Consider the following 25,587-nt stretch of genomic DNA (forward strand, 5'->3'; position numbering starts at 1 on the left):
ACTATCTATCATCCTGACGAAAAAATCGGGCATTGAGAAGAGGGAGGGCGAACGGAGCACAAAACCGTTCGCCTTAAACGCAATAATCGCTAAATTTTTAACGTTTCGATAACGGCCTGGCGCGCGCCGAGCCGGACGAGGCGCTGGTACGCGCTGGTGATTGCCTCGACAAAGACAGGGTTTTGCGGCAGGTCGTCGCCAAAGATTTCATTTAGCGTCAGCAGGGCGCTAACGCGTTCTGCGTCGCTGCTGGTAGCGACAATGGCCTGAAACTTGTCGCTCAGCGGATCGCGTACGTCAATGGCGTTGCCCTGTTCGTCCGTACCGCTGACGTAGCGCATCCAGCCCGCCACCCCCAGCGCCAGTAATGGCCAGGCGGTGTTACGCTCAAGATGCACGCGGATCCCATCCAGCATGCGCTGAGGCAGCTTCTGGCTGCCGTCCATGGCGATTTGCCATGTACGATGCTGTAGGGCCGGGTTGGCGAAGCGGTCAAGCAGGCTGTCAGCATAGGCTGTCAGATCAACGTTGGTGATGCGCAGCGTAGGGGCCTGCTCATTCAGCATCAGCCTGCGGGCCGCCTCGCGGAAACTGTCGTCCTGCATACATTCATTTATGTGCGCGTAGCCGGCAAGGTAGCCCAGATACGCGAGGAAGGTGTGACTGCCGTTCAGCATCCGCAGCTTCATCTGCTCCCAGGGCAGGACATCCTCAACCATCTGTACGCCTGCCACCTCCCACTCCGGACGCCCGGCGACAAAGTTATCTTCCACTACCCACTGAATGAACGGTTCACAGCTGATGGCGCAGGGATCTTCAACGCCAAGTTCCTGGGTGATTTCCGCGAGTGAGACGTCGGTGGCGGCGGGCACGATTCGGTCGACCATGGTACCAGGGAAGCTCACGTGCGCCTCGATCCATGCGGCCAGCTCTGCGGAACGCTTTCCGGCCATGCCGAGAACGGCATTTTTCACCACGTGGCCGTTGTCGGGAATATTGTCGCAGGAGAGCACGGTAAACGCCGGCAGGCCCCGCTCGCGGCGGCGATGAAGCGCTTCAACCAGAATACCCGGCGCGGAATGCGGCTCAGACGGGTGCTCGAGATCGTGCAGGATGCGGCTGTTCCGCATATCCAGTTTTCCCGTCGCCGGATCGATGCAGTAGCCTTTTTCGGTAATGGTGAGGGTGACAATTGCCACCTGCGGTTCGCAGAATTTCTCAATAATGGCTGCCAGCGAGTCGAGTTTGGCGTTCAGGCACTCTTTTACCGCACCGATAATAATGGGCTGATTGCCTTCGGCACCTTTCTCCAGCACGGTAAACAGATGATCCTGCGCCCGGAGTTGGCCCATAAGGACATCGCCGCTAAAGAGGCTAATCTCACAAATTCCCCAGTCGCCTCCTTTGGCATTCAGTACCCGGTTTGTTAACAACGCCTGATGCGCCCGGTGGAACGCGCCAAAACCGAAATGGACGATGCGGGAGCGTAACTGCTCGCGATCGTAGCGGGGCTGCTGGACATGAGCAGGAAGCGCGGTGGAGGCAATAGTCTTCATGTAATACACACCTGATTAACCATTAATTAACAATGCCAGTGTAAAGTTATATGACAACAAATTAAATTGGTAAGCCGTAAATATCCCTGTTATGTGAGTTTGATCAATCAATCCCGCGTGCTGTATTGACCACTTCGATTAAACATGTATGGTAGTCGTCATTGAAGTAATACATATTGGTATAACAACTTGAGAGGGTGGGGCAATGGAACAAACCTGGCGTTGGTACGGGCCGAACGATCCGGTTTCTCTTGATGATGTGCGTCAGGCTGGCGCAACGGGTGTGGTCACGGCGCTGCATCATATTCCGAACGGTCAGGTGTGGCCGGTAGAGGAAATCCAAAAGCGTCAGGCTCAGCTGGCAGAGAAGGGGTTAACCTGGTCTGTTGTGGAAAGTATTCCGGTTCACGAAGATATCAAAACCCACTCCGGTGAGTGTGATACCTGGATTGCGAATTATCAGCAGAGCATTCGTAACCTGGCAGCCTGTGGTATTGATACCGTCTGCTACAACTTTATGCCGATCCTGGACTGGACGCGTACCGACCTGGAATATGAAATGGCCGATGGTTCGAAGGCGCTGCGTTTCGATCAAATCGCTTTTGCGGCTTTCGAACTGCACATTCTGAAGCGTCCGGGGGCGGAAGCAGACTACACCGCAGAAGAGCAGCAGCAGGCGCTGGCGTGGTTCAATGCCGCCGGTGAAGCGGACATTGAGAAGCTGGTTCGCAATATCATCGCGGGCCTGCCCGGTGCGGAAGAGGGTTATACCCTCGATCAGTTCCGCGCGCGCCTGGCGGAATATGGCGATATCGATAAAAACCAGCTGCGTGAAAACATGGCGCACTTCCTGCGCGCTATCGTGCCGGTGGCAGAAGAAGTCGGCGTGCGGCTGGCGGTTCATCCGGACGATCCACCGCGTCCTATTCTTGGCCTGCCGCGTATCGTGTCGACCATTGAAGATATGCAGTGGCTGAAAGAGACGGTGGACAGCATCTACAACGGCTTTACCATGTGTACGGGCTCGTATGGCGTGCGGGCGGATAACGATCTGGTGCGGATGATCGAAACCTTCGGCGATCGCATTCATTTCACCCACCTGCGTGCAACCTGCCGTGAAGAGAACCCGAAAACCTTCCACGAAGCAGCCCATCTTGGCGGCGACGTGAACATGGTTGCGGTGGTGGATGCCATTCTCTCTGAAGAGGTACGTCGTAAGCAGGCGGGGGATGTGCGTCCAATCCCGTTCCGTCCGGATCACGGGCACCAGATGCTGGACGATCTGCGCAAGAAAACGAATCCAGGGTATTCGGCGATTGGCCGTCTGAAAGGGATGGCGGAAGTGCGCGGTATCGAGCTGGCGCTGAAAATGACGAAGTATCCTGAACTTCTTTAAGCCTGATCGCCCGGTGGCGCTACGCTTACCGGGCCTACGAAAAACCGGCTCTGAGGCCGGTTTTTGTATTTTTGTAGGCCGGGTAAGGCGCAGCCGCCACCCGACAAACGCCGCAATCAGTCAGCACGACCCATATAGCGTTTTTCTTCGATATGGATACGGATTTTCTCGCCCGCTGACAGGTACTCTGGCACCTGTACGACCAGACCGGTAGTCAGGGTAGCCGGTTTGTTACGCGCACTTGCAGACGCGCCTTTGATGCCCGGTGCCGTTTCAACAATTTCCAGATCAACGGTCTGCGGCAGCTCCAGCGCCAGCAGCACGCCATCCCAGGTCAGCACCTGCATGTCCGGCATCCCACCTTCAGGAATAAACAGCAGCTCTTCTTCGATCTGATCTTTAGTGAAGATATACGGGGTGTAATCTTCTTTATCCATGAACACGTATTCGTTGCCGTCGATGTAGGAGAAATCAACGTAGCGACGGGTGAGGGTCACGGTATCGACGATATCGTCGCCTTTAAAACGTTCTTCCACTTTCAGGCCGGTGCGGACATCGGAGAAACGCATTTTGTACAGCGTTGCTGCGCCGCGGGCGCTGGGTGCCTGAATGTCGATATCTTTCACAATCAGCAGTTTGCCGTTGTAATTCAGTACCATACCTTTCTTAATTTCGTTCGCTCTTGGCATTGCAGTAATCCTGTTTACGGGAGGTAAAAAATATCGCGCCAAATTACTCGCGCGCGGCCTTTCAGGCAAGCGGAATTCGTGGGTTTTGCTATCAATACATAAAAGGTGTTACTGTGCGCGCAATGCCCGACTGCGCGGGCATCTGCCACCAACAGAGAGCATGTATGGATTGTCGTTCCGACTGTGGCGCGTGCTGTACCGCACCGTCCATCTCAAGCCCCATTCCAGGCATGCCGGAGGGCAAGCCTGCCAATACCCGCTGCGTTCAGCTCTCTGACACTAACCTGTGCATGATCTTTGGCTCGCCCCTGCGCCCGAAGGTGTGCTCCGGGCTCCAGCCAACCGCCGAAATGTGCGGCAGTACGCGCCAGCAGGCCATCACTTATCTGCTTGAGCTGGAAGCGCTCACCGCGCCTTAAACGTCTTTGATTCGCGTCAGGCAGCTCAGCGTCAGGACGCACATCACCAGCGCAATCCAGAACACCGTATGATAGTTCCAGATTTCAGCCACAACGCCCGCCAGTGAGCCTGCAATAATCCAGCCCACGCGGGTGGTATTAGTATAAAGGGTGGTGGCAGAGCCTGCCTGACCCGGCATCAGATCCTGGAAGTAGAGCATGCCGATACCGGCCAGGATACCGATGTAAATGGCGTTCAGCAGCTGTAAAGCAAGAAGCAAGGCTGGCGTATGAACCGTCAGCATACCGACATAAAACAGCAGCCCGGCTACGGCGGCGACGCGCATCAAAAAGCGCTTGCCGAAGCGCTTCGCGTAATAGCCCGCAATCAGCATGGTGGGGATCTCAAGCCCCGCGGCGGTTCCCATCATGATCCCGGCCAGCTTCTCCGGCAGATGCAACTCATCAATAATAAACAGCGGCATATTAATGATATAGAGGCTGTTGGTTCCCCACATTAGCGTACAGATAATGAATAACAGCAGCGCGTCGCGCCGGTTACGTCGCGGAGCTTCCAGCGTACCGGTCGCCACTTTCGGCTCTTTGCGCATGGAGGGCAGAAAGAACCAGACCATTGCGCCGCATACCACGAAGGCCACGGCTGCGCTGAGGTACATCACCGTAAAGCCAAAACCCATCGCCAGCGCGTAGGCGAGCGGGGGGCCAATCACCCAGGCCAGCGACACCTGCGCGCGCAGTATCGAACTGAACATCACCGCTTCTCGCCCGGTGCGGTCGGCATGCTCGCGGGCAAGGGCGAACATCTGTGGGTTGGCGGTCGAGCCGAAACTGCTCAGGAAGACGCCCACGAACAGCAGAATGAAGTAGTTACGGTTCCAGGCAAACAGCAGGCAGGCAAACACCCCGAGCAGGCAGCAAAAAACGATCAGGCTTTTGCGATCGCCTTTGCGGTCTGAACGCCCGGCAAGAAACTGGCTGACGAAAATGCCGATGATGGCGCTCCCGGTGAAGAAGAAGCCAACCATCGCCGGGCGGGCGTGGACTTCGTTGGTCAGAAACAGGCTCAGCGTAGGCGTTTGTAACGCACCGGCAATACCGGTGAGGAAAGCAACGATCAAAAACGCCGTTGACGTCAAATCAAAAGGCTTTGGTGAGGCGGCAGCGGGGGTGTTATGCATGTTCAGTCTTTGCGAGTAACAGAGAGAGGCGGAGTTTACGCCGCCTGTCATTAAATAAACAGAGGGCAAAATCAAGATTGCCACAATAAATCAAAATAGCATTTCAGTTTATCGCCGTTTCGCTGAAGCGTGCTGAACCTGTTTGCTGAACATCAGCAAAAACCTCCCGACTGAAGAAGAAATGTGCTGCACTTCTAAATTCTGCAACAAGAAATGTAACTTTTCTTGCAACCTTTTGTAGAAAAGACAAGACTTCTTGAAACGTTTCAGCGCTATCTTGCCTGTCCTGACGAAGCAGGTTAGCGCCTGGTTTCTCAGTTAAGCTGAAACGATTCAATTTCAGCAGGAGAGGAGAATCATGTTCCAGTTATCTGTTCAGGATATTCACCCGGGCGAACAGGCCGGGAATAAAGAAGAGGCTATTCGCCAGGTCGCCGCTGCGCTCGTACAGGCTGGCAACGTGGCTGACGGCTACGTCAACGGCATGCTGGCGCGTGAACAGCAGACCTCCACCTTCCTCGGTAACGGTATTGCAATTCCGCACGGCACCACGGACACCCGCGATCAGGTGCTGAAAACCGGCGTGCAGGTCTTCCAGTTCCCGCAGGGCGTGCTGTGGGGCGAGGGGCAGGTGGCTTATGTGGCGATTGGCATCGCGGCCAGCGGTGACGAACACCTGGGCCTGCTGCGTCAGCTGACGCACGTGCTGAGCGATGATGCCGTCGCGGAACAGCTTAAATCCGCCACCACTGCTGAAGAGCTGCGTGCCCTGCTGATGGGCGAAAAACAGAGCGAAGCGCTGAAGCTGGATAATGAAACCCTGACGCTGGACGTCGTTGCGTCCGATTTGCTGACGCTCCAGGCGCTGAACGCGGCCCGCCTGAAAGAAGTGGGAGCGGCAGATACCACTTTTGTGACGCGCGCCATCAATGATAAGCCATTAAACCTGGGTCAGGGCATCTGGCTGAACGACAGTGCTGAAGGCAACCTGCGTAGCGCTATCGCGGTCAGCCGTGCTGCGGTTGCCTTTGAGACAGACGGCGAACGCGCCGCGATGCTGGTAACGGTCGCCATGGCGGACGATCAGCCGGTATCCGTGCTGAAGCGTCTGGGCGATCTGCTGCTGAACAATAAAGCTGAAAAACTGCTGAACGCAGACGCGGCGACGGTGCTGGCCCTGCTGACCAGCGACGATGCGCTGACGGATGACCTGCTGAGCGCAGAGTACGTGGTGCGTAACGAACACGGCCTGCATGCCCGTCCGGGCACCATGCTGGTGAATACCATTAAACAATTTGCAAGTGAGATCACCGTGACCAATCTGGACGGTTCGGGTAAACCAGCCAACGGGCGCAGCCTGATGAAAGTTGTCGCGCTGGGCGTGAAGAAAGGCCATCGTCTGCGCTTTACCGCGCAGGGTGCGGATGCTGAACAGGCGCTGAAAGCGATTGGCGACGCCATCGCGGCCGGTCTGGGGGAGGGCGCATAATGAGCAGACGTGTTGCGACCATTACGCTGAACCCGGCTTACGATCTGGTGGGTTTCTGCCCGGAAATTGAGCGTGGCGAAGTCAACCTGGTGCGGACGACCGGCCTGCATGCCGCAGGAAAAGGGATTAACGTGGCGAAGGTGCTGAAAGATCTCGGCATCGACGTCACCGTTGGCGGCTTCCTCGGTAAAGACAACCAGGACGGTTTTCAGCAGTTGTTCAGTGAACTGGGCATCGCTAACCGTTTTCAGGTTGTGCAAGGCCGTACCCGCATCAACGTTAAGCTGACCGAGAAAGACGGTGAAGTGACCGATCTGAACTTCTCCGGCTTCGAAGTGACCCCGGCTGACTGGGAGCGCTTTGTTGCCGATTCCCTGAGCTGGCTGGGCCAGTTTGACATGGTGTGCGTCAGCGGCAGTCTGCCGTCCGGCGTCAGCCCGGAAGCGTTCACCGACTGGATGACGCGCCTGCGCAGCCAGTGCCCGTGCATTATTTTCGACAGCAGCCGCGACGCGCTGGTCGCCGGTCTGAAAGCCTCGCCATGGCTGGTTAAGCCTAACCGCCGCGAACTGGAGATCTGGGCGGGCCGTAAGCTGCCAGAATTAAAGGATGTGATTGACGCTGCCCATGCGCTGCGCGAGCAGGGTATCGCTCACGTGGTGATTTCGCTGGGTGCAGAAGGTGCCCTGTGGGTTAACGCCTCCGGGGAATGGATTGCCAAACCGCCTTCAATGGAGGTGGTCAGCACCGTGGGTGCCGGGGATTCGATGGTTGGCGGCCTGATCTACGGTCTGCTGATGCGCGAATCCAGTGAACATACCTTACGTCTTGCTACCGCCGTTGCGGCCCTGGCCGTGAGCCAGAGCAATGTCGGTATTACCGATCGTACCCAGTTAGCCGCGATGATGGCGCGCGTTGACTTAAAACCTTTTAACTAACAGCAGGAGAGGAATAATGAAAACGCTGCTGATCATTGACTCCGGTCTCGGACAGGCTCGTGCCTATATGGCGAAGACCCTGCTGGGCGCGGCGGCACAAAAAGCGCATCTGGATATCATTGATAACCCGGGTGATGCTGAAATGGCGATTGTTCTGGGCGACAAAATCCCCGCTGACAGCGCCCTGAACGGCAAAAAAGTGTGGCTGGGTGATATTAATCGCGCGGTAGCCCATCCCGAGCTGTTCCTGAGCGAAGCAAAAGGTCATGCGACGGTTTACAGCGCACCTGTTGAGGCGGCGCCGGTTGCCGCCGCTGGGCCGAAACGCATTGTTGCGGTAACGGCCTGCCCGACAGGTGTGGCGCACACCTTTATGGCGGCTGAAGCCATTGAAACCGAAGCGAAAAAACGTGGCTGGTGGGTGAAGGTTGAAACCCGCGGCTCTGTTGGTGCGGGCAATGCCATCACGCCGGAAGAGGTGGCGGAAGCCGATCTGGTGATTGTGGCGGCGGATATCGAAGTGGATCTGGCGAAGTTTGCCGGCAAGCCGATGTACCGTACCTCTACCGGCCTGGCGCTGAAGAAGACCGCGCAGGAGTTTGATAAGGCGCTGGCAGAAGCCAAACCGTATCAGGCAACCGGTGCGGCTAAAACTGCGACCGAAGGGAAAAAAGAGTCTGCGGGCGCGTATCGTCACCTGCTGACCGGCGTGTCCTACATGCTGCCGATGGTGGTGGCGGGCGGCCTGTGTATTGCGCTCTCCTTCGCCTTTGGTATCGAGGCGTTTAAAGAGCCGGGCACACTGGCGGCCGCGTTGATGCAGATTGGCGGCGGCTCCGCGTTTGCGTTGATGGTGCCGGTGCTGGCGGGCTTTATCGCCTTCTCCATTGCTGACCGTCCGGGTCTGACGCCGGGTCTTATCGGCGGTATGCTCGCCGTGAGCACCGGTTCTGGCTTTATCGGCGGTATCATTGCCGGTTTCCTCGCCGGTTATGTGGCGAAGCTGATCAGCTCGAAGCTGAAGCTACCGCAGAGTATGGAGGCGCTGAAACCTATCCTGATCATCCCGCTGATTTCCAGCCTGGTGGTCGGTCTGGCGATGATTTACCTGATTGGTAAGCCGGTCGCGGGCATTCTCGAAGGTCTGACCCACTGGCTGCAAACCATGGGGACGGCGAACGCGGTGCTGCTGGGCGCAATCCTCGGCGGTATGATGTGTACCGACATGGGGGGGCCGGTGAACAAAGCGGCATATGCGTTTGGCGTTGGCCTGCTGAGTACCCAGACCTACGCGCCGATGGCGGCGATCATGGCGGCCGGTATGGTGCCTCCGCTGGCGCTCGGTCTGGCGACGATTATTGCCCGCCGTAAGTTCGATAAAGCGCAGCAGGAAGGCGGTAAAGCGGCGCTGGTGCTGGGCCTGTGCTTCATCACCGAAGGCGCAATCCCGTTTGCGGCACGCGATCCAATGCGTGTTCTGCCGTGCTGTATCGTGGGTGGTGCGGTGACGGGGGCTATCTCCATGGCGGTAGGTGCGAAACTGATGGCGCCGCACGGCGGTCTGTTCGTCCTGCTCATCCCTGGCGCCATCACGCCGGTGCTGGGTTATCTGCTGGCGATTGTTGCCGGTACGCTGGTGGCAGGCCTGTCTTACGCGGTGCTGAAGCGCCCGGAAGCGGAAGTGGTCGCAAAAGCAGCCTAAAAGCGGTGTCGGGTGGCGGCTTCGCCTTACCCGACCTACAAAAAAAGCCGGGTGCGTAAGCAGCCCGGCTTTTTTTATGCCGCCTGTTCAGCGGTTTGCTGCGCCTTCAGCCAGGCAATCTCTTCCGCCCAGATATCCGGGTTAATGGTTTCGAGCACCATCGGAATACCGTCGAAGCGGGCGTCCTGCATGATAAAGCGGAACGCATCATGGCCGATGTTGCCTTCGCCCAGGCTGTGGTGGCGGTCAACGCGGCTGCCGAACGCGCTTTTCGCATCGTTTAAGTGCATACCGCGAAGGTATTTAAAACCGACAATACGCTCGAACTCCTCGAAGGTATTTTTCGTGGCCTCGGTTGTGCGCAGGTCATAGCCGGCGGCAAAGGCGTGACAGGTATCGATGCACACCCCCACGCGGGATTTATCTTCCACGCCGTCGATGATCGCCGCCAGATGCTCAAACTTAAAGCCGAGGTTGCTGCCCTGACCGGCGGTATTCTCAATCACCGCCGTCACGCCCTGGGTTTTATCCAGCGTCATGTTGATGGACTCGGCGATGCGCGCCAGACAGGCGTCTTCGTCAATCTGCATCAGATGGCTGCCGGGATGGAAGTTCAGCAGCGTCAGCCCCAGCTGTTCACAGCGCTGAACCTCATCCAGGAACGCTTCGCGGGATTTTTCCAGCGCCTCGGCAACCGGGTGACCGAGGTTAATGAGGTAGCTGTCGTGGGGAAGGATTTGGCCAGGCCCATAGTGGTATTTCTCACAGGCGGCTTTGAAATCATCAATCACTTCAGCGGTGAGCGCTGCGGCGCGCCACTGGCGCTGGTTTTTGGTGAACAGGGCGAAAGCGGTCGCCTCGATTTCGGCGGCGCGAATGGCGGCATTCGCAAGGCCACCGGCAGCGCTGACGTGCGCTCCAACATATTTCATAAAAAGACTCCTGTTAACCCGAAATGCCTATGATAGCGGGTTAACAGGAGAAGGACGAGATGGTTTATGCCAACAGGCTGTGTACCGCAAGGTTAATCGCACCACCGCCAACGATTAGCCAGATGAACAGCACAAGCGCCATCAGCAGCGGTTTCGCGCCGGCTTTTTTCAGCGCGCTGACGTGTGTGGTGACGCCCAGCGCCGCCATCGCCATCGCCAGCAGGACCGTATCCAGCGTCACCAGCATATCCACCATCGCTTTTGGCAGCAGGTGGAAAGAGTTGAAGACAGCGACCACGATGAACAGGATCGCAAACCACGGAATGGTGATTTTGCTTTTCTCGCTGCCGCCTGCCGGAGCAAGCTGTTTAACCCGCGCCGCGAGGAAAATCAGGAACGGGGCCAGCATCATCACGCGCAGCATTTTGGCGATGACCGCCGCGTTTTCCGCTTCCGGGTTAATGGCGTGACCTGCCGCCACCACCTGCGCCACTTCGTGCATGGTTGAGCCGATATAAATGCCGTAGGTTTCCGGACTAAACCAGTGCGCCACCAGCGGATACATGGCCGGATACAGGAAGATCGCCAGCGTACCGAAGATAACTACCGTCGCGACGGCAACCGTGACTTTACTGGCTTCGGCTTTAACGACGGGTTCTGTTGCCAGTACCGCCGCCGCGCCGCAGATGCTGCTACCCGCACCGATCAGCCAGCTGGTCTGTTTGTCCAGCCCAAAGATCTTCTGGCCGATAAAGCACGCCAGTAAAAAGGTGCTCGAAAGGGTCAGGACGTCAATGGCAATCCCGCTGACACCGACATCCGCAATCTGCGAAAAGGTGAGACGAAAGCCATAAAGGATGATCCCGAGACGTAATAAATGCTGCTTGGCGAAAAGCACGCCGCCGTCGCAGGATTTCCAGATGTGTGGATAAACGGTGTTCCCGACCACCATGCCAAGCAGAATGGCCAGCGTCAGGGCGCTGAACCCTGCGCCGGCAACCGCCGGTATACTCCCGCCCCATAAAGCCACGCCGGTAACCACGGCACTGAGCGCGAGACCCGGCACGAAGTGCCACACTGTACGATGATGTTGTAAGGTGATTTCTGACATAACCTTCTCCTTTGTCTGGCTAAAGGTTACGGCGCTCTGGCTTAAAAATAAAATTGATTATATATTTATAATCAATCTTTATAAGTGGTAAGCAACCATGCACATTACATTGCGTCAGCTGGAAGTTTTTGCCGAGGTGCTGAAAAGCGGCTCGACAACCCAGGCGTCACAAATGCTGGCGCTCTCGCAGTCCGCCGTTAGCGCGGCCTTGACCGATCTTGAAGGGCAACTGGGCGTTCAGCTTTTCGACAGGGTAGGAAAGCGGCTGGTGGTGAACGAACATGGCCGCCTGCTGTACCCGCGTGCCCTGGCCTTGCTGGAGCAGGCAACGGAGATCGAACAGCTGTTCCGCGAGGACAACGGCGCTATTCGCGTCTACGCCAGCAGCACGATCGGTAACTACATCCTGCCGGAAGTGATTGCCCGCTACCGCCGGGATTTTCCGACCCTGCCGCTGGAAATGAGCGTCGGCAACAGCCAGGACGTGATCAACGCGGTGATCGATTTCCGCGTGGACATCGGGCTTATCGAAGGGCCGTGCCACAACGTGGATATTATTGCGGAACCCTGGCTGGAGGATGAGCTGGTGGTGTTTGCCTCCCCGGCCTCTTCTTTACTCCAGGGCGAGGTGACGCTGGAGCGTCTGGCGCAGGCGCAGTGGATCCTGCGAGAGCAGGGCTCCGGCACGCGTGAGATTGTCGATTATCTGCTGCTGTCCCATCTGCCGCAGTTCCAGTTAGGGATGGAGTTAGGTAACTCCGAGGCGATTAAGCATGCGGTGCGTCATGGCCTGGGCATTAGCTGTCTTTCCCGACGGGTGATTGCCGAACAGCTGGAGACCGGCTCTCTGGTTGAGATCCCCGTTCCGCTGCCGAAGCTGGTGCGCACGCTGTGGTGCATCCATCATCGTCAGAAACACCTTTCCAGCTCGCTCCAGCGTTTTCTGCGCTACTGCGCCATTTAACGTTCCCCGGTGGCGCTTCGCTTACCGGGGCTATGTGCGCTTATCACCCCACATTTTTATGCTTTACTTATAATCCTGGCCGAGTCATGAAGCTCTCTTATAACTGAGCATTTCTGCCGGAAGCAACGCAGATCGTCTGCTACAATCGCGCCTCATTTATTGAATGGACAGCATTTTCACATGGTTTCAGAAACTAAAACCACAGAAGCGCCCGCGCTACGTCGCGCACTTAAGGCGCGTCACCTGACGATGATCGCCATTGGCGGCTCCATCGGTACGGGTCTTTTCGTTGCCTCTGGCGCAACAATTTCGGCAGCCGGCCCGGGTGGGGCATTATTCTCTTATATCCTGATTGGCCTGATGGTCTACTTCCTGATGACCAGCCTGGGTGAACTGGCGGCATACATGCCGGTGTCTGGTTCGTTTTCGACCTACGGACAAAAATACGTTGAGGAAGGATTCGGCTTCGCGCTGGGCTGGAACTACTGGTACAACTGGGCGGTGACCATCGCCGTTGACCTCGTCGCCGCACAGCTGGTGATGACCTGGTGGTTCCCGGACACGCCAGGCTGGATCTGGAGCGCCCTGTTCCTGGCGGTCATCTTCCTGCTGAACTACATCTCCGTGCGCGGCTTTGGCGAAGCGGAATACTGGTTCTCTTTGATTAAAGTGGCAACCGTCATCATCTTTATCGTCGTCGGTGTGGCGATGATCGTTGGTATTTTCAAAGGGGCTGAACCGGCGGGCTGGAGTAACTGGACTATAGGCGATGCGCCGTTTGCCGGGGGCTTCTCGGCGATGATTGGCGTGGCGATGATTGTCGGCTTCTCCTTCCAGGGTACCGAGCTGATTGGTATCGCGGCCGGTGAATCCGAAAACCCGGAGAAGAACATTCCGCGCGCGGTGCGTCAGGTGTTCTGGCGTATCCTGCTGTTCTATGTGTTCGCGATCCTGATTATCAGCCTGATTATTCCGTATACCGACCCAAGCCTGCTGCGTAACGATGTGAAAGACATCAGCGTCAGCCCGTTCACGCTGGTCTTCCAGCACGCGGGTCTGCTCTCTGCCGCGGCGGTGATGAACGCGGTGATCCTGACGGCGGTACTGTCTGCGGGTAACTCCGGGATGTACGCCTCCACCCGCATGCTCTACACCCTGGCCTGCGACGGTAAAGCGCCGCGTATTTTCTCGAAACTGTCTCGCGGTGGCGTGCCGCGCAACGCGCTGTATGCGACCACGGTGATTGCGGGTCTCTGTTTCCTGACCTCCATGTTCGGCAATCAGACGGTCTACCTGTGGCTGCTTAACACCTCTGGTATGACGGGCTTCATTGCCTGGCTGGGCATTGCCATCAGCCACTACCGTTTCCGTCGCGGGTACGTCAAGCAGGGGCATGATCTGAATAATCTGCCGTACCGGTCAGGGTTCTTCCCGCTGGGGCCGATCTTCGCCTTCGTTCTGTGCCTGATTATTACCCTGGGTCAGAACTATGAGGCCTTCCTTGCGGACACCATTGACTGGGGCGCCGTCACGGCCACCTATATTGGCATTCCGCTGTTCCTGATCATCTGGTTTGGCTACAAACTGACGAAAGGAACACGCTTCGTTCGCTACAGTGAAATGGATTTCCCGGAACGATTTAAACAATAACCGCACTTCCTCTTTTTTAGCCCGCTCAGTTGAGCGGGCTTTTTTATGGGCAGATCAGAAGCTGTAGGTCATGCCGACGGTGTAGCGACGGCCATCCAGCACGGTGTCATACGTATCGTAATCAATCTGCTTATCGAGCACGTTATACACACCGGCAGTAACCAGCAGGTTTTTGTTGGCGTTGTAGCGCATACCGACATCAACCTGAGTGTAGGACGGCGTACCCTGGGACATTGACGTGCGGCTCAGGTACTCAGACGTTTTACCGCGCAGGTTCAGACGGCTCCAGAATCCGACATCTGGCGTCGCCTGCCAGTCCAGGGTGGTGTTGAACATGTGTTTCGGCATTTTGTTCAGTGGCTTGCCGGAGAACTGGCCGCTCTTCTGCTCAGACTCCGTATAGGTGTAGTTTGCAGTCCAGTTCACATCGCGCGTGATTTTCCACCCGAAGGAGGACTCCACACCGCGCATGTTGGCTTTGTCCACGTTGACGCGATCGCTGACGAAATCATAGCTGTGATCGCCAATCGTACAGGCGGGATCGGCGCTGCTGTTACAGCGGCGAACTTCCGTAATCTTGTCCTTGAAGTCGGTATTAAACAGCGTTACGCCGGCATTCAGGTTATCGTTGTTATCCCAGAGCAGGGCGAGCTCTTCGCTCAGACTCTTCTCTGGTTTCAGATCCGGGTTGCCAACGATGATACCGTCAAGACGGCCGCCACCCGTTACCTGGCCCCAGCTGGCAGACGACTGACGCAGATCCGGCGCACGATAGCCAGCCGAAACCCCGCCTTTTAACGTCCACTGATCGGCCAGGTGCCATACGCCGTAACCGCGCGGCGTCCAGTTAGTACCGTAGTTTTGGTCTTTGTCCATACGCAGGCCGCCGGTCAACGTAAAGCTTTCCGTCATTGCCCATTCATCTTCGGCAAACAGGGCCCAGCTCCAGCGCGTCAGTTTGTTCAGGCCGTCAGCAGCTTCCAGCTGATTACCCTTGTCGCGCAGTTTCTCATAACGATACTGCCCGCCGAGGGTCAACGTATGATCGCCGAGGAAAATCTGGTTCTGGTTGTTGAAGGTGGTGTTATAGGAGCGCATTTTGCGACCTGGATTATTGGTCTCTTCCTGCTGGATATAGCTGGTGGTATTGAAGTCGTCGTAATACCCGCTGTGCGTTAAGGAGTAGGTCGTGTGCTCATAGCGCGAGTCGCTTTTGGTATTTGGCGTACAGGTTGTTCCCCGGCAGGTTTCAGCCGCTTTCGACATCCCCGGGGTGCTGTTTCTGTCCTGAAGCTCGCGAGCAAAGTCGAGGTCGAAATCGTTCTTCTCGTCCGGCGTGAAGTTCAGCGTAATGCCACCGTTACGCATTTTCTGCTCGTTATAGCCGTTCACGATTTTATCTTCTGCGCGGCGTGACAACAGCCCCGTCACTTTTGCGCCCAGCAGTCCGTCGATCAGGGGACCAGAAGCGTAGGCGTTGGTCTGGAAGATATCGCCGGAATCATTGTTTTCCTGGAAGGTCGCATCGCCATGCAACGAACCGGTCCAGGCTTTAGTGTTCGAGACTTTTTTGGTAATGACGTTAATTACGCCACCCATAGCATCGGAGCCGTAAAGCGAGGACATCGGGCCGCGGATGACCTCGATGCGCTCAATGGACTCCAGCGGCGGCAGCCAGCCTTGTTCAATACCCGAGTTGTCGCTGTTGGGGCGGGTGCTTCGCGTACTGACGCGTTTGCCGTTCACCAGGAACAGGGTGTACTGAGAGGACATGCCGCGAATACTGATATCACTGCTGCTCCCGCCGCCAGTGACGACAACGCCCGGGACGTCTCTCAGGGCATCGGTAACATCACGGTAGGCTTTATCTTCAATCTGCTGTTTTGAAATCACAGAGATGGAGGCGGGGGCATTCTGGATTTTTTGTTCAAAACCCGTCGCGGTGACGACAACGGTGTCCTGATCGGCTGCGTGAACGAAGGGGGAACATGTGGCAGCGCCAATGGCGACGGCCAGGAGCTTAATGCGCGGTATTGTCATTTGTACATTCCGTATAAAAATGAATAAAACTCCATCGGGATAACCCTGAGAACTGTATGTTTTTGTCTTGTAAGAACTCTTTGAGATGGAGAAGAGCCTGGAATTGTACAAAAGAATGTAGAATTGTAAACACAAATGATAATTGAAATCATTTGTGTTTGGGTATCGGAGACAGAAATCAGGCTGGATTCAAGCGGATAGAAGTATGTAAAGAGGGGGAGGGGAAGACCCGGTAGGCAGGAGGCACTACCGGGCAAAAGGCGGAACTTATCTGAACAGATGCTCCGCATGGAAGCGGAGATGATCCTCAATAAAGGACGCCATGAAGTAATAGCTGTGGTCGTATCCCGGCTGAATGCGCAGCGTTAGCGGCCAGTCCTTCTGGCGCGCGGCTTCCGCCAGCACCGCAGGCTGTAGCTGTCCGGCGAGGAACTGATCCGCATCGCCCTGATCGATAAGCATTGGGATCGCATTCACCGAATCGCTCGCCAGCATCAACGCGCAGCTGTCCCATTCCTGCCATTTTTCTGCATCTTCACCCAGATAGTGCGTAAAGGCTTTTTGCCCCCACGGCACCTGCGTTGGGTTCACAATCGGCGCAAATGCGGACACGCTGGTGTATTTCCCCGGATTTTTCAGCGCCATTATCAGCGCCCCGTGGCCCCCCATCGAATGTCCGCTTATCGCGCAGCGCTCGCTGACCGCGAACTGAGAGTGCACCAGGGCAGGCAGTTCATCGCGAATGTAGTCATACATGCGGTAATGGCTCGCCCACGGTTGTTCCGTGGCGTTGAGATAGAACCCGGCGCCTTTACCCAAATCGTATCCGGCATCGTCGGCCACGTCATCGCCACGCGGGCTGGTATCTGGCATCACCAGCGCAATGCCCAGTTCGGCGGCAATACGCTGGGCACCCGCTTTGGTGGTGAAGTTTTCGTCGTTGCAGGTCAGGCCTGAAAGCCAGTACAGCACCGGTGGATTGTCCGCAGGGGGCAGGAAAATGCTGAACGTCATAGCACAATTCAGCGTGGTGGAGTCGTGCCGCCAGCGCTGCTGTCGACCTTCAAAACAACGATGCTCTTCGAGCAGTTCCATGCAGGGCTCCTTAAAGGTAAGACGATTCATAAAACGCATAATACAGAGTTTTCATTGACCTGTGAGCAACTTTCACTTTCGCAGGACGGCGAGATGTTGCATCATAAATTTACTTTTCTTTAACAATTGGAGCGATCATGGCGCTGCGTATCGCGCTCAGCGGATTTGTGGTTCTGGTCGTGGCGATGGGGATAGGGCGCTTCGCCTTCACGCCTCAGGTGCCGCTGATGATAGCCGCCGGGCAACTCACGCTTACCAGCGCGGGGCTGGTGGCGGCAATGAACTATCTGGGCTATCTGGTGGGGGCATGGGATGCCATGCGCGCCCATCGCTTCGTTGAAACGCGTCTCTGGCTTGGCATCACCGGTGCGGTGGCGCTAACGCTGCTCTCCGCGGCGGCAGATAATGCCGTTGTTCACGGTCTGCTGCGCTTTGTGATCGGCTGCATGAGCGGCTGGTCGATGGTGCTGATTGCCGCCTGGACCAACGAGCGGCTGGGGCAACTGGGCAAACCGGGACTCAGTGCGGCCGTCTTTGCCGGACCCGGGGCCGGCATCGCCCTGAGCGGCCTGCTGGCGGTCTATATTCAGGCGAAATCCTTGTCCGCCGGGGCGGCATGGCAAATCTACGGCGTACTGGCGCTGGTGCTGATTGTGCTGGTGGCGCGCTACCTGCCGCGGTCCGGGCAGCTCCATCGGCCCGGTACCGCGCCTGAACCGCTGCTGCTGACCGCAGATCTCAAGCGTCTGGTCTGGAGCTACAGCCTGGCAGGGTTCGGCTATATCCTCCCGGCGACCTTTTTATCGCAAATGGCGGCGGTGCGTTTTCCTGGCAGCCTGTTTGCCCAGTTTGTCTGGCCGATATTTGGCGCCGCCTCGGTGGTGGGAATTGCGCTCAGCATTGCCCTGCGGCATACATCAAGCGCTAACCGCAGGCTGGCGATTGTTCTGTGGTTACAGGGGATTGGCGTGCTGGCGGCCTGGCTGCTGCCGGGCATAGGCGGCTTGCTGACGGGTGGGCTGCTGGTGGGCGGCGGGTTCCTCTGCGCCGTGCAGCTCTCTCTTTTGTACGGTCGCGAGCTGGCGCCAGACCACACGCGTTATATGGCGGGACTGCTCACCACCGGGTATGCCATTGGTCAGCTGGTGGGTCCGGTCACGTCGGCACTGTCGACCTGGCTCACGCATCGGCTGGAACCTGCGCTGGGGCTGGCGGGGATCGCGCTGTTCGTTGGCGGAGCGTTAGTCTGGAACCGTCAGGCTGAAAGGCAACAGCAATTGCAATAATTATCGTCGTGAATACTGGATTATGTGCGTCGCCTCACGCACAATGAGCGCACACTTTTGCCACAACGAGGGCAAAAGACGCCACACCTGCAGGAGAAAAGAATGTCATCACTCAGTAAAGAAGCAGCCCTTGTCCATGAAGCGCTGGTTGCGCGCGGTCTTGAAACGCCACTGCGCCCGCCCGTGCAGGAGCTGGACAATGATACCCGCAAGAGTCTGATCGCCGGCCATATGACGGAGATCATGCAACTGCTGAATCTCGATCTGAGCGACGACAGCCTGATGGAGACGCCGCACCGCATCGCGAAGATGTACGTCGACGAAATTTTCTCCGGCCTGGATTACGCGAACTTCCCGAAAATCACCGTCATTGAAAATAAGATGAAGGTCGATGAGATGGTGACGGTACGCGATATCACGCTGACCAGCACCTGCGAGCATCACTTTGTGACCATCGATGGTAAAGCGACGGTGGCCTATATTCCAAAAGATACGGTCATTGGCCTGTCCAAGATCAACCGCATCGTGCAGTTCTTTGCCCAGCGTCCGCAGGTGCAGGAGCGTCTGACGCAGCAGATCCTGACCGCACTGCAAACTCTGTTGGGTACTAACAACGTGGCAGTGTCTATCGACGCGGTGCACTACTGCGTGAAAGCGCGCGGCGTGCGTGATGCAACCAGCGCAACCACCACCACTTCGCTGGGTGGCCTGTTCAAATCGAGCCAGAACACCCGCCAGGAGTTCCTGCGCGCCGTGCGTCACCACAACTAATCAGACAGGGCAGGGACCATGGAGCGAAACGTCACGCTCGATTTTGTTCGCGGCGTCGCCATTCTCGGTATCCTGCTGCTGAATATCAGCGCCTTCGGTCTGCCGAAGGCCGCTTATCTGAATCCTGCGTGGTATGGCGACATCACGCGCAGCGACGCCTGGACGTGGGCAATCCTCGATCTCTTTGCACAGGTTAAATTCCTGACCCTCTTTGCGCTTCTGTTTGGCGCGGGACTTCAGCTTCTCCTCAAACGCGGTACGCGCTGGATCCAGTCGCGTTTAACGCTGCTGGTTATCCTCGGTTTTATTCACGGGCTGCTGTTCTGGGACGGCGATATTCTGCTCGCGTATGGTCTGGTGGGGCTGATTTGCTGGCGGCTGATCCGCGACGCGCCCGGTGTGAAAAGCCTGTTTAATACCGGCGTGATGCTCTATGTCATGGGACTGGCCGTGTTATTGCTGCTTGGCATGATTGCCGATGCTTCCACCAGTCGTTCATGGATCCCGGATGCGGCCAACCTGCAATATGAGCAGTTCTGGAAGCTGAAAGGCGGCATGGAAGCGATAGGCAACCGGGCCGATATGCTCGGCGATAATCTGCTGGCGCTGGGCGCGCAATACGGCTGGCAGCTGGCGGGGATGATGCTGATGGGCGCAGCCCTGATGCGCACCGGCTGGCTGAAAGGGGAATTTAGCCTGCGACACTATCGTCGTACGGGAGCAGGGCTGGTGCTGCTCGGCGTGATCATCAACCTCCCGGCGGTGATGATGCAGTGGCATCTTCAGTGGGATTACCGCTGGTGTGCGTTCCTGTTGCAGGTGCCGCGCGAACTGAGCGCGCCGTTCCAGACTATTGGCTATGCGGCGCTGATCTACGGCTTCTGGCCCCAGCTTTCCCGCCTGTGGATCGTCAGTGCGGTGGCCTGTGTTGGACGGATGGCGTTAAGCAATTACATCCTGCAAACGCTGATATGCACCACGCTTTTCTACCGATTCGGCCTGTTTATGAAATTCGACCGCCTGACGCTGCTGGCGTTTGTTATTCCGGTCTGGATTGTTAACGTGGTGTTTTCGGTTGTCTGGCTGCGTTTTTTCCGCCAGGGCCCGCTGGAATGGGCATGGCGACGGTTAACCGCCCGTGCTTCGGGCGTGTCATTGCGTAATACATCCAGATAACGATCTGGATCACAATCATTAACAAAACGGATGTAAGCGTTTTCATCTGTGTGAGCTTCTTCACGTAGTCTCCTCTCTCTCGCTGCCAGAATAGCCACCTTGCTAAACACAGGGGGTGTCTGTGAGTTGCTGCAATCCTTTAAAGGGTGGTGAATATGATCACCATTCGTGACGTCGCCCGCCAGGCGGGTGTTTCTGTTGCTACTGTCTCCCGCGTGCTGAACAACAGTGCGCTGGTCAGCCCTGAAACGCGTGAAACCGTAATGAAAGCCGTGACCCAGCTGGGGTACCGGCCAAACGCTAATGCCCAGGCGCTGGCGACGCAGGTCAGCGATACCATTGGCGTAGTGGTGATGGACGTGTCGGACGCCTTCTTCGGCGCGCTGGTCAAAGCGGTGGACGTCGTTGCCCAGCAGCACCAGAAATATGTGCTGATTGGCAACAGCTATCACGAGGCTGAAAAAGAGCGTTATGCCATTGAGGTACTGATCCGCCAGCGCTGTAACGCCCTGATTGTGCACTCTAAAGCCCTGAGCGATGAAGAGCTGGCCGGGTTTATGGAGCAGATCCCCGGCATGGTGCTGATCAACCGTATCGTCCCCGGCTACGCGCACCGCTGCGTCGGTCTGGATAACATCAGCGGCGCGATGATGGCGACGCGGATGCTCATCAGCAACGGCCATCAGCGCATTGGTTATCTGGCCTCCAGCCACGGTATTGAAGACGACATGATGCGCCGCGAGGGCTGGCAAAACGCCCTGAAAGAGCAGGGCATTGCGCCGCTGGAAAGCTGGGTAGGTACCGGTTCGCCGGACATGCAGGGCGGTGAAGCGGCAATGGTGGAACTGCTGGGGCGTAATCTTCAGCTGACGGCCGTGTTTGCCTATAACGACAGCATGGCGGCAGGTGCGCTTACCGCGCTGAAAGACAACGGCATTGCGGTGCCACAGCATTTATCGCTGATCGGCTTTGACGATATCCCGATTGCCCGTTACACCGATCCGCAGCTGACAACGGTGCGTTACCCCATTGCGTCGATGGCGAAACTGGCGACAGAGCTGGCGTTACAGGGGGCGGCAGGGCTGTTAGATCCTGACGCAACGCATTGTTTTATGCCGACTTTAGTACGCCGCCATTCGGTCGCTATCCGACAAACTGTGGCTCCGATCACTAACTGATAACATCACGTGATGTAACCGTTTTCAATCTGTGAGTAAATTCACAGTATCTTAACAAGCCGCTGTCTATGATGTCAGCGTTTTAGGGGCTGAAACACAATGTAACGGTGATTATTCACTTTTACCGTTACCAGCATGCCTCAAACAACGAATAAAACGCATTTCTGGAGCGTTACCGAACACGGAAGCTGGACATTTTATAAGTGAACTTCGGCGATCAGTAACGTTTTATTAACTTCTGCCCGCCGACCGTTTTTCACAAGAACTACCCTGCATAAAAAAAACCGGAGATACCATGAATAAGAAGGTGTTGACTCTGTCTGCTGTCATGGCAAGCATGCTTTTTGGCGCAGCAGCACACGCAGCGGATACCCGTATTGGCGTGACTATCTATAAATACGACGACAACTTCATGTCCGTTGTGCGTAAAGCAATTGAAAAAGATGCTAAATCAGCGCCAGACGTGCAGCTGCTGATGAATGACTCCCAGAATGACCAGTCCAAACAGAACGATCAGATTGACGTTCTTCTGGCAAAAGGCGTGAAAGCGCTGGCTATTAACCTGGTTGACCCGGCGGCGGCAGGCACGGTGATCGAGAAAGCGCGCGGCCAGAACGTGCCAATTGTCTTCTTCAACAAAGAACCTTCCCGTAAGGCGCTGGACAGCTACGACAAAGCGTATTACGTGGGTACCGACTCCAAAGAGTCCGGGATTATCCAGGGCGATCTGATTGCGAAACACTGGGCGGCGAACCCGAACTGGGATCTGAACAAAGATGGTCAGATTCAGTTCGTTCTGCTGAAAGGTGAACCGGGCCATCCGGATGCTGAAGCACGTACCACCTACGTTATTAAAGAGCTGAACGACAAGGGCCTGAAAACCCAGCAGCTGGCGTTAGACACCGCAATGTGGGACACCGCTCAGGCGAAAGATAAGATGGACGCGTGGCTCTCTGGTCCGAACGCCAACAAAATTGAAGTGGTCATCGCCAACAACGATGCGATGGCAATGGGTGCCGTTGAAGCCCTGAAAGCCCACAACAAGTCCGCCATTCCTGTGTTCGGTGTGGATGCCCTGCCAGAAGCGCTGGCGCTGGTGAAATCTGGCGCTATGGCCGGTACCGTGCTGAACGATGCCAACAACCAGGCGAAAGCCACCTTCGATCTGGCGAAAAACCTGGCCGACGGTAAAGGCGCCGCTGACGGGACTAACTGGAAAATTGACAACAAAATCGTTCGCGTTCCTTACGTGGGCGTAGACCAGTCCAACCTGGCTGAGTTTATCGGTAAATAAGTTATCTGCATTGTCTTCACTGGGCGCAATTCGTTGCGCCCTTTTATAACGCGATATGCGAGGCCAACAAGGTATAATTATGGTCAGCACAACTACTCAGTCGTCCGGTGAATACTTGTTGGAAATGACCGGTGTCAACAAGTCATTCCCCGGTGTTAAGGCGCTCGATAATGTTAATTTAAAAGTTCGTCCACACTCTATTCATGCGTTAATGGGTGAAAACGGTGCGGGTAAATCAACATTATTAAAATGCCTCTTTGGGATCTATCAAAAAGATTCTGGCAGCATTCTTTTTCAGGGAAAAGAGATCGACTTCCATTCAGCGAAAGAAGCGCTGGAGAACGGTATCTCGATGGTACACCAGGAATTAAACCTGGTTCTGCAACGTTCAGTTATGGATAATATGTGGTTGGGTCGTTATCCAACCAAAGGTGTCTTTGTCGATCAGGATAAAATGTATCGCGACACCAAAGCCATTTTTGATGAGCTGGATATTGATATCGACCCGCGCGCACGCGTCGGGACATTATCCGTTTCCCAGATGCAGATGATCGAAATTGCCAAAGCGTTCTCCTATGATGCGAAAATCGTGATCATGGATGAACCGACATCGTCATTAACGGAAAAAGAGGTTAACCACCTTTTTACCATTATTCGTAAGCTGAAAGATCGCGGCTGCGGCATTGTCTATATCTCACATAAAATGGAAGAGATCTTCCAGCTGTGCGATGAAATCACCATCCTGCGCGACGGCCAGTGGATCGCCACCCAGCCGCTGGAAGGGCTGGATATGGACAAGATCATCGCCATGATGGTTGGCCGTTCTCTGAACCAGCGTTTCCCGGATAAAGAAAACAAGCCAGGCGAAGTGATTCTGGAGGTGCGTAACCTGACCTCGCTGCGTCAGCCGTCTATCCGCGATGTCTCTTTCGATCTGCACAAGGGGGAGATCCTTGGCATCGCAGGGCTGGTGGGCGCTAAGCGCACCGATATCGTGGAAACCCTGTTTGGTATCCGTGAGAAAGCCGAAGGCACCATTACGCTGCACGGTAAGAAGATCAACAACCACAACGCCAACGAAGCCATTAATAATGGCTTTGCGCTGGTGACGGAAGAGCGTCGTTCCACCGGTATTTACGCTTATCTGGATATTAACTTTAACTCGTTAATTTCTAATATTCGCAATTATAAAAATAAAGTCGGGCTGCTGGATAATTCCCGCATGAAGAGCGATACCCAGTGGGTGATTGACTCCATGCGCGTGAAAACGCCGGGCCACCGCACGCAAATTGGCTCACTCTCGGGAGGGAACCAGCAGAAAGTCATTATTGGTCGCTGGCTATTAACCCAGCCTGAAATTCTGATGCTGGATGAACCTACGCGTGGTATCGACGTGGGTGCAAAATTTGAGATTTACCAGCTGATCGCCGAGCTGGCGAAAAAAGATAAAGGGATCATTATTATTTCTTCCGAAATGCCGGAATTGTTAGGGATCACAGACCGTATTCTGGTTATGAGCAATGGTCTCGTTGCCGGTATTGTTGAAACCAAAACGACAACGCAAAACGAAATTTTGCGTCTTGCGTCTTTGCACCTTTAAGATCAGGGGCTCCTCATGAGTGCGTTAAATAAAAAAAGTTTTCTCACTTATCTGAAAGAAGGCGGTATTTACGTTGTTCTTTTAGTCTTGCTGGCGATTATTATTTTCCAGGACCCTACGTTCTTAAGTCTGCTGAACTTGAGTAACATTCTGACCCAGTCTTCCGTACGTATTATTATCGCGCTTGGCGTGGCGGGACTTATCGTTACCCAGGGGACTGACCTTTCGGCAGGGCGCCAGGTGGGTCTGGCGGCGGTCATTGCGGCAACCCTGTTGCAGTCGATGGAAAACGCCAACAAGGTGTTCCCGGAGATGGCGACCATGCCGATTTTCGTGGTGATCCTGATCGTGTGCGCCATCGGCGCGGTAATTGGCCTGATTAACGGCATCATCATTGCTTACCTGAACGTGACGCCATTCATCACCACGCTTGGCACGATGATCATCGTTTATGGTATCAACTCCCTGTACTACGATTTCGTCGGCGCGTCTCCAATCTCTGGCTTCGACAGCGGCTTCTCGACCTTCACGCAGGGGTTTGTTGCGCTGGGCAGCTTCCGTCTCTCCTACATCACCTTCTATGCGCTGATTGCGGTGGCGTTCGTCTGGATCCTGTGGAACAAAACCCGCTTCGGTAAAAACATCTTTGCTATCGGCGGTAACCCTGAAGCGGCGAAAGTGTCCGGGGTCAACGTGGCTCTGAACCTGCTGATGATTTACGCCCTGTCCGGGGTCTTCTACGCCTTCGGCGGGATGCTGGAAGCGGGCCGTATCGGCTCTGCAACCAACAACCTCGGCTTTATGTACGAACTGGATGCGATTGCAGCCTGCGTGGTTGGCGGCGTCTCCTTCAGCGGCGGCGTGGGGACCGTGCTGGGCGTGGTGACCGGTGTGATCATCTTCACCGTTATCAACTACGGCCTGACCTACATCGGCGTGAACCCCTACTGGCAGTACATCATCAAGGGCGCCATCATCATCTTCGCGGTTGCGCTGGATTCACTGAAGTACGCGCGTAAGAAGTAAGATCTTCAGAATGAAAAGGCCCGCTCACGTAGCGGGCCTTTTTTTGCCTGGTGGCGCGACGCTTACCGGGCCTACAAAATCGCGATCGTAGGTCGGG

General features: G+C 55.9%; 21 protein-coding genes. 14 read left to right on the forward strand and 7 right to left on the reverse strand.

All coding sequences use genetic code 11. The features are described from left to right. Positions 1 to 89: 89 nt before the first annotated feature. A complete protein-coding gene (locus SK58_RS09645) occupies positions 90 to 1,556 on the reverse strand; it encodes a mannitol dehydrogenase family protein (RefSeq protein ID WP_048219759.1) in 1,467 nt (488 codons plus the stop codon). A gap of 205 nt (positions 1,557 to 1,761) precedes the next feature. Between SK58_RS09645 and uxuA the strand changes: the two genes are divergently transcribed. Next, on the forward strand, positions 1,762 to 2,952 hold the full coding sequence (gene uxuA, locus SK58_RS09650; RefSeq protein ID WP_017383391.1) for a mannonate dehydratase: 1,191 nt from the start codon (positions 1,762 to 1,764) through the stop codon (positions 2,950 to 2,952). Positions 2,953 to 3,068: 116 nt separating this feature from the next. Here the strand turns inward: uxuA and yeiP are convergent, their stop codons facing one another. Further along, positions 3,069 to 3,641: an elongation factor P-like protein YeiP gene (gene yeiP / locus SK58_RS09655; protein WP_003859355.1), complete on the reverse strand. Its 573-nt coding sequence runs from the start codon at positions 3,639 to 3,641 to the stop codon at positions 3,069 to 3,071. 164 nt (positions 3,642 to 3,805) lie between these two features. Here yeiP and SK58_RS09660 point away from each other — a divergent pair, with 164 nt between their 5' ends. Continuing rightward, the gene (locus SK58_RS09660) at positions 3,806 to 4,060 is read left to right on the forward strand and encodes a YkgJ family cysteine cluster protein (protein ID WP_003859353.1); all 255 of its coding nucleotides are present in this window, start codon (positions 3,806 to 3,808) and stop codon (positions 4,058 to 4,060) included. Here SK58_RS09660 and setB read toward each other — a convergent pair. Next, complete coding sequence (gene setB, locus SK58_RS09665) at positions 4,057 to 5,238, reverse strand: sugar efflux transporter SetB (protein WP_015572310.1); 1,182 nt, start codon at positions 5,236 to 5,238, stop codon at positions 4,057 to 4,059. The two genes, SK58_RS09660 and setB, sit on opposite strands and share 4 nt — an antisense overlap. 358 nt (positions 5,239 to 5,596) lie before the next feature. Between setB and fruB the strand changes: the two genes are divergently transcribed. Genes fruB through fruA form a run of 3 tightly spaced genes read left to right on the forward strand, consistent with a single transcriptional unit; the run spans position 5,597 to position 9,367 of the window. Next, a complete protein-coding gene (gene fruB / locus SK58_RS09670; protein ID WP_017693041.1) occupies positions 5,597 to 6,727 on the forward strand; it encodes a fused PTS fructose transporter subunit IIA/HPr protein in 1,131 nt (376 codons plus the stop codon). After that, positions 6,727 to 7,665 carry a 1-phosphofructokinase gene (gene fruK, locus SK58_RS09675; protein ID WP_006811313.1) on the forward strand — a complete coding sequence of 313 codons (939 nt, stop codon included), beginning with the start codon at positions 6,727 to 6,729 and terminating at the stop codon, positions 7,663 to 7,665. The genes fruB and fruK overlap by 1 nt, the downstream gene beginning before the upstream one ends. Positions 7,666 to 7,681: 16 nt before the next feature. Continuing rightward, on the forward strand, positions 7,682 to 9,367 hold the full coding sequence (fruA, locus tag SK58_RS09680) for a PTS fructose transporter subunit IIBC (protein ID WP_015572312.1): 1,686 nt from the start codon (positions 7,682 to 7,684) through the stop codon (positions 9,365 to 9,367). A gap of 74 nt (positions 9,368 to 9,441) precedes the next feature. Here fruA and nfo read toward each other — a convergent pair whose 3' ends face one another. Together nfo and SK58_RS09690 are read right to left on the reverse strand one after the other, a co-directional pair. Continuing rightward, positions 9,442 to 10,299 carry a deoxyribonuclease IV gene (nfo, locus tag SK58_RS09685; RefSeq protein ID WP_017693043.1) on the reverse strand — a complete coding sequence of 286 codons (858 nt, stop codon included), beginning with the start codon at positions 10,297 to 10,299 and terminating at the stop codon, positions 9,442 to 9,444. A 64-nt stretch (positions 10,300 to 10,363) separates the two neighbouring features. Beyond that, positions 10,364 to 11,410: a YeiH family protein gene (locus tag SK58_RS09690; RefSeq protein ID WP_033487350.1), complete on the reverse strand. Its 1,047-nt coding sequence runs from the start codon at positions 11,408 to 11,410 to the stop codon at positions 10,364 to 10,366. 97 nt (positions 11,411 to 11,507) lie between these two features. On the opposite strand from SK58_RS09690, the gene yieE reads away from it, so the two are divergent. Both yieE and SK58_RS09700 read left to right on the forward strand, forming a co-directional pair. Further along, a complete protein-coding gene (gene yieE / locus SK58_RS09695) occupies positions 11,508 to 12,374 on the forward strand; it encodes a DNA-binding transcriptional regulator YeiE (RefSeq protein WP_017383387.1) in 867 nt (288 codons plus the stop codon). Positions 12,375 to 12,554: 180 nt separating this feature from the next. Further along, complete coding sequence (locus SK58_RS09700; protein WP_006811308.1) at positions 12,555 to 14,024, forward strand: amino acid permease; 1,470 nt, start codon at positions 12,555 to 12,557, stop codon at positions 14,022 to 14,024. 54 nt (positions 14,025 to 14,078) lie between these two features. Here the strand turns inward: SK58_RS09700 and SK58_RS09705 are convergent, their stop codons facing one another. Both SK58_RS09705 and fghA read right to left on the reverse strand, forming a co-directional pair. Further along, positions 14,079 to 16,064: a ligand-gated channel protein gene (locus tag SK58_RS09705; protein WP_047729311.1), complete on the reverse strand. Its 1,986-nt coding sequence runs from the start codon at positions 16,062 to 16,064 to the stop codon at positions 14,079 to 14,081. A 267-nt stretch (positions 16,065 to 16,331) separates the two neighbouring features. Further along, entirely contained in the window at positions 16,332 to 17,159 is an 828-nt protein-coding gene (fghA, locus tag SK58_RS09710; protein ID WP_017383386.1) for an S-formylglutathione hydrolase, read from the reverse strand. A gap of 137 nt (positions 17,160 to 17,296) precedes the next feature. On the opposite strand from fghA, the gene SK58_RS09715 reads away from it, so the two are divergent. From SK58_RS09715 to mglC, 7 genes are all read left to right on the forward strand, one after another. Then, entirely contained in the window at positions 17,297 to 18,445 is a 1,149-nt protein-coding gene (locus SK58_RS09715; protein WP_017383385.1) for a YbfB/YjiJ family MFS transporter, read from the forward strand. Positions 18,446 to 18,547: 102 nt separating this feature from the next. Further along, on the forward strand, positions 18,548 to 19,216 hold the full coding sequence (folE, locus tag SK58_RS09720) for a GTP cyclohydrolase I FolE (protein ID WP_015572317.1): 669 nt from the start codon (positions 18,548 to 18,550) through the stop codon (positions 19,214 to 19,216). 18 nt (positions 19,217 to 19,234) lie between these two features. Next, positions 19,235 to 20,392 (forward strand): DUF418 domain-containing protein YeiB, encoded by a 1,158-nt coding sequence (yeiB, locus tag SK58_RS09725; RefSeq protein ID WP_015572318.1) that lies wholly within the window; start codon positions 19,235 to 19,237, stop codon positions 20,390 to 20,392. A 155-nt stretch (positions 20,393 to 20,547) separates the two neighbouring features. Next, complete coding sequence (gene galS / locus SK58_RS09730) at positions 20,548 to 21,570, forward strand: HTH-type transcriptional regulator GalS (protein ID WP_003859324.1); 1,023 nt, start codon at positions 20,548 to 20,550, stop codon at positions 21,568 to 21,570. Between the two features lie 295 nt (positions 21,571 to 21,865). Next, complete coding sequence (gene mglB, locus SK58_RS09735) at positions 21,866 to 22,864, forward strand: galactose/glucose ABC transporter substrate-binding protein MglB (protein WP_017383382.1); 999 nt, start codon at positions 21,866 to 21,868, stop codon at positions 22,862 to 22,864. A 79-nt stretch (positions 22,865 to 22,943) separates the two neighbouring features. After that, positions 22,944 to 24,464 (forward strand): galactose/methyl galactoside ABC transporter ATP-binding protein MglA, encoded by a 1,521-nt coding sequence (mglA, locus tag SK58_RS09740; RefSeq protein WP_003859320.1) that lies wholly within the window; start codon positions 22,944 to 22,946, stop codon positions 24,462 to 24,464. Between the two features lie 15 nt (positions 24,465 to 24,479). Next, positions 24,480 to 25,490: a galactose/methyl galactoside ABC transporter permease MglC gene (gene mglC, locus SK58_RS09745; protein ID WP_003859318.1), complete on the forward strand. Its 1,011-nt coding sequence runs from the start codon at positions 24,480 to 24,482 to the stop codon at positions 25,488 to 25,490. The last annotated feature ends 97 nt before the right edge of the window (positions 25,491 to 25,587 follow it).

This window comes from Enterobacter sp. BIDMC93 (assembly GCF_001037805.1).
In the GTDB taxonomy this organism is placed as follows: Bacteria; Pseudomonadota; Gammaproteobacteria; order Enterobacterales; family Enterobacteriaceae; genus Enterobacter; species Enterobacter hormaechei_C.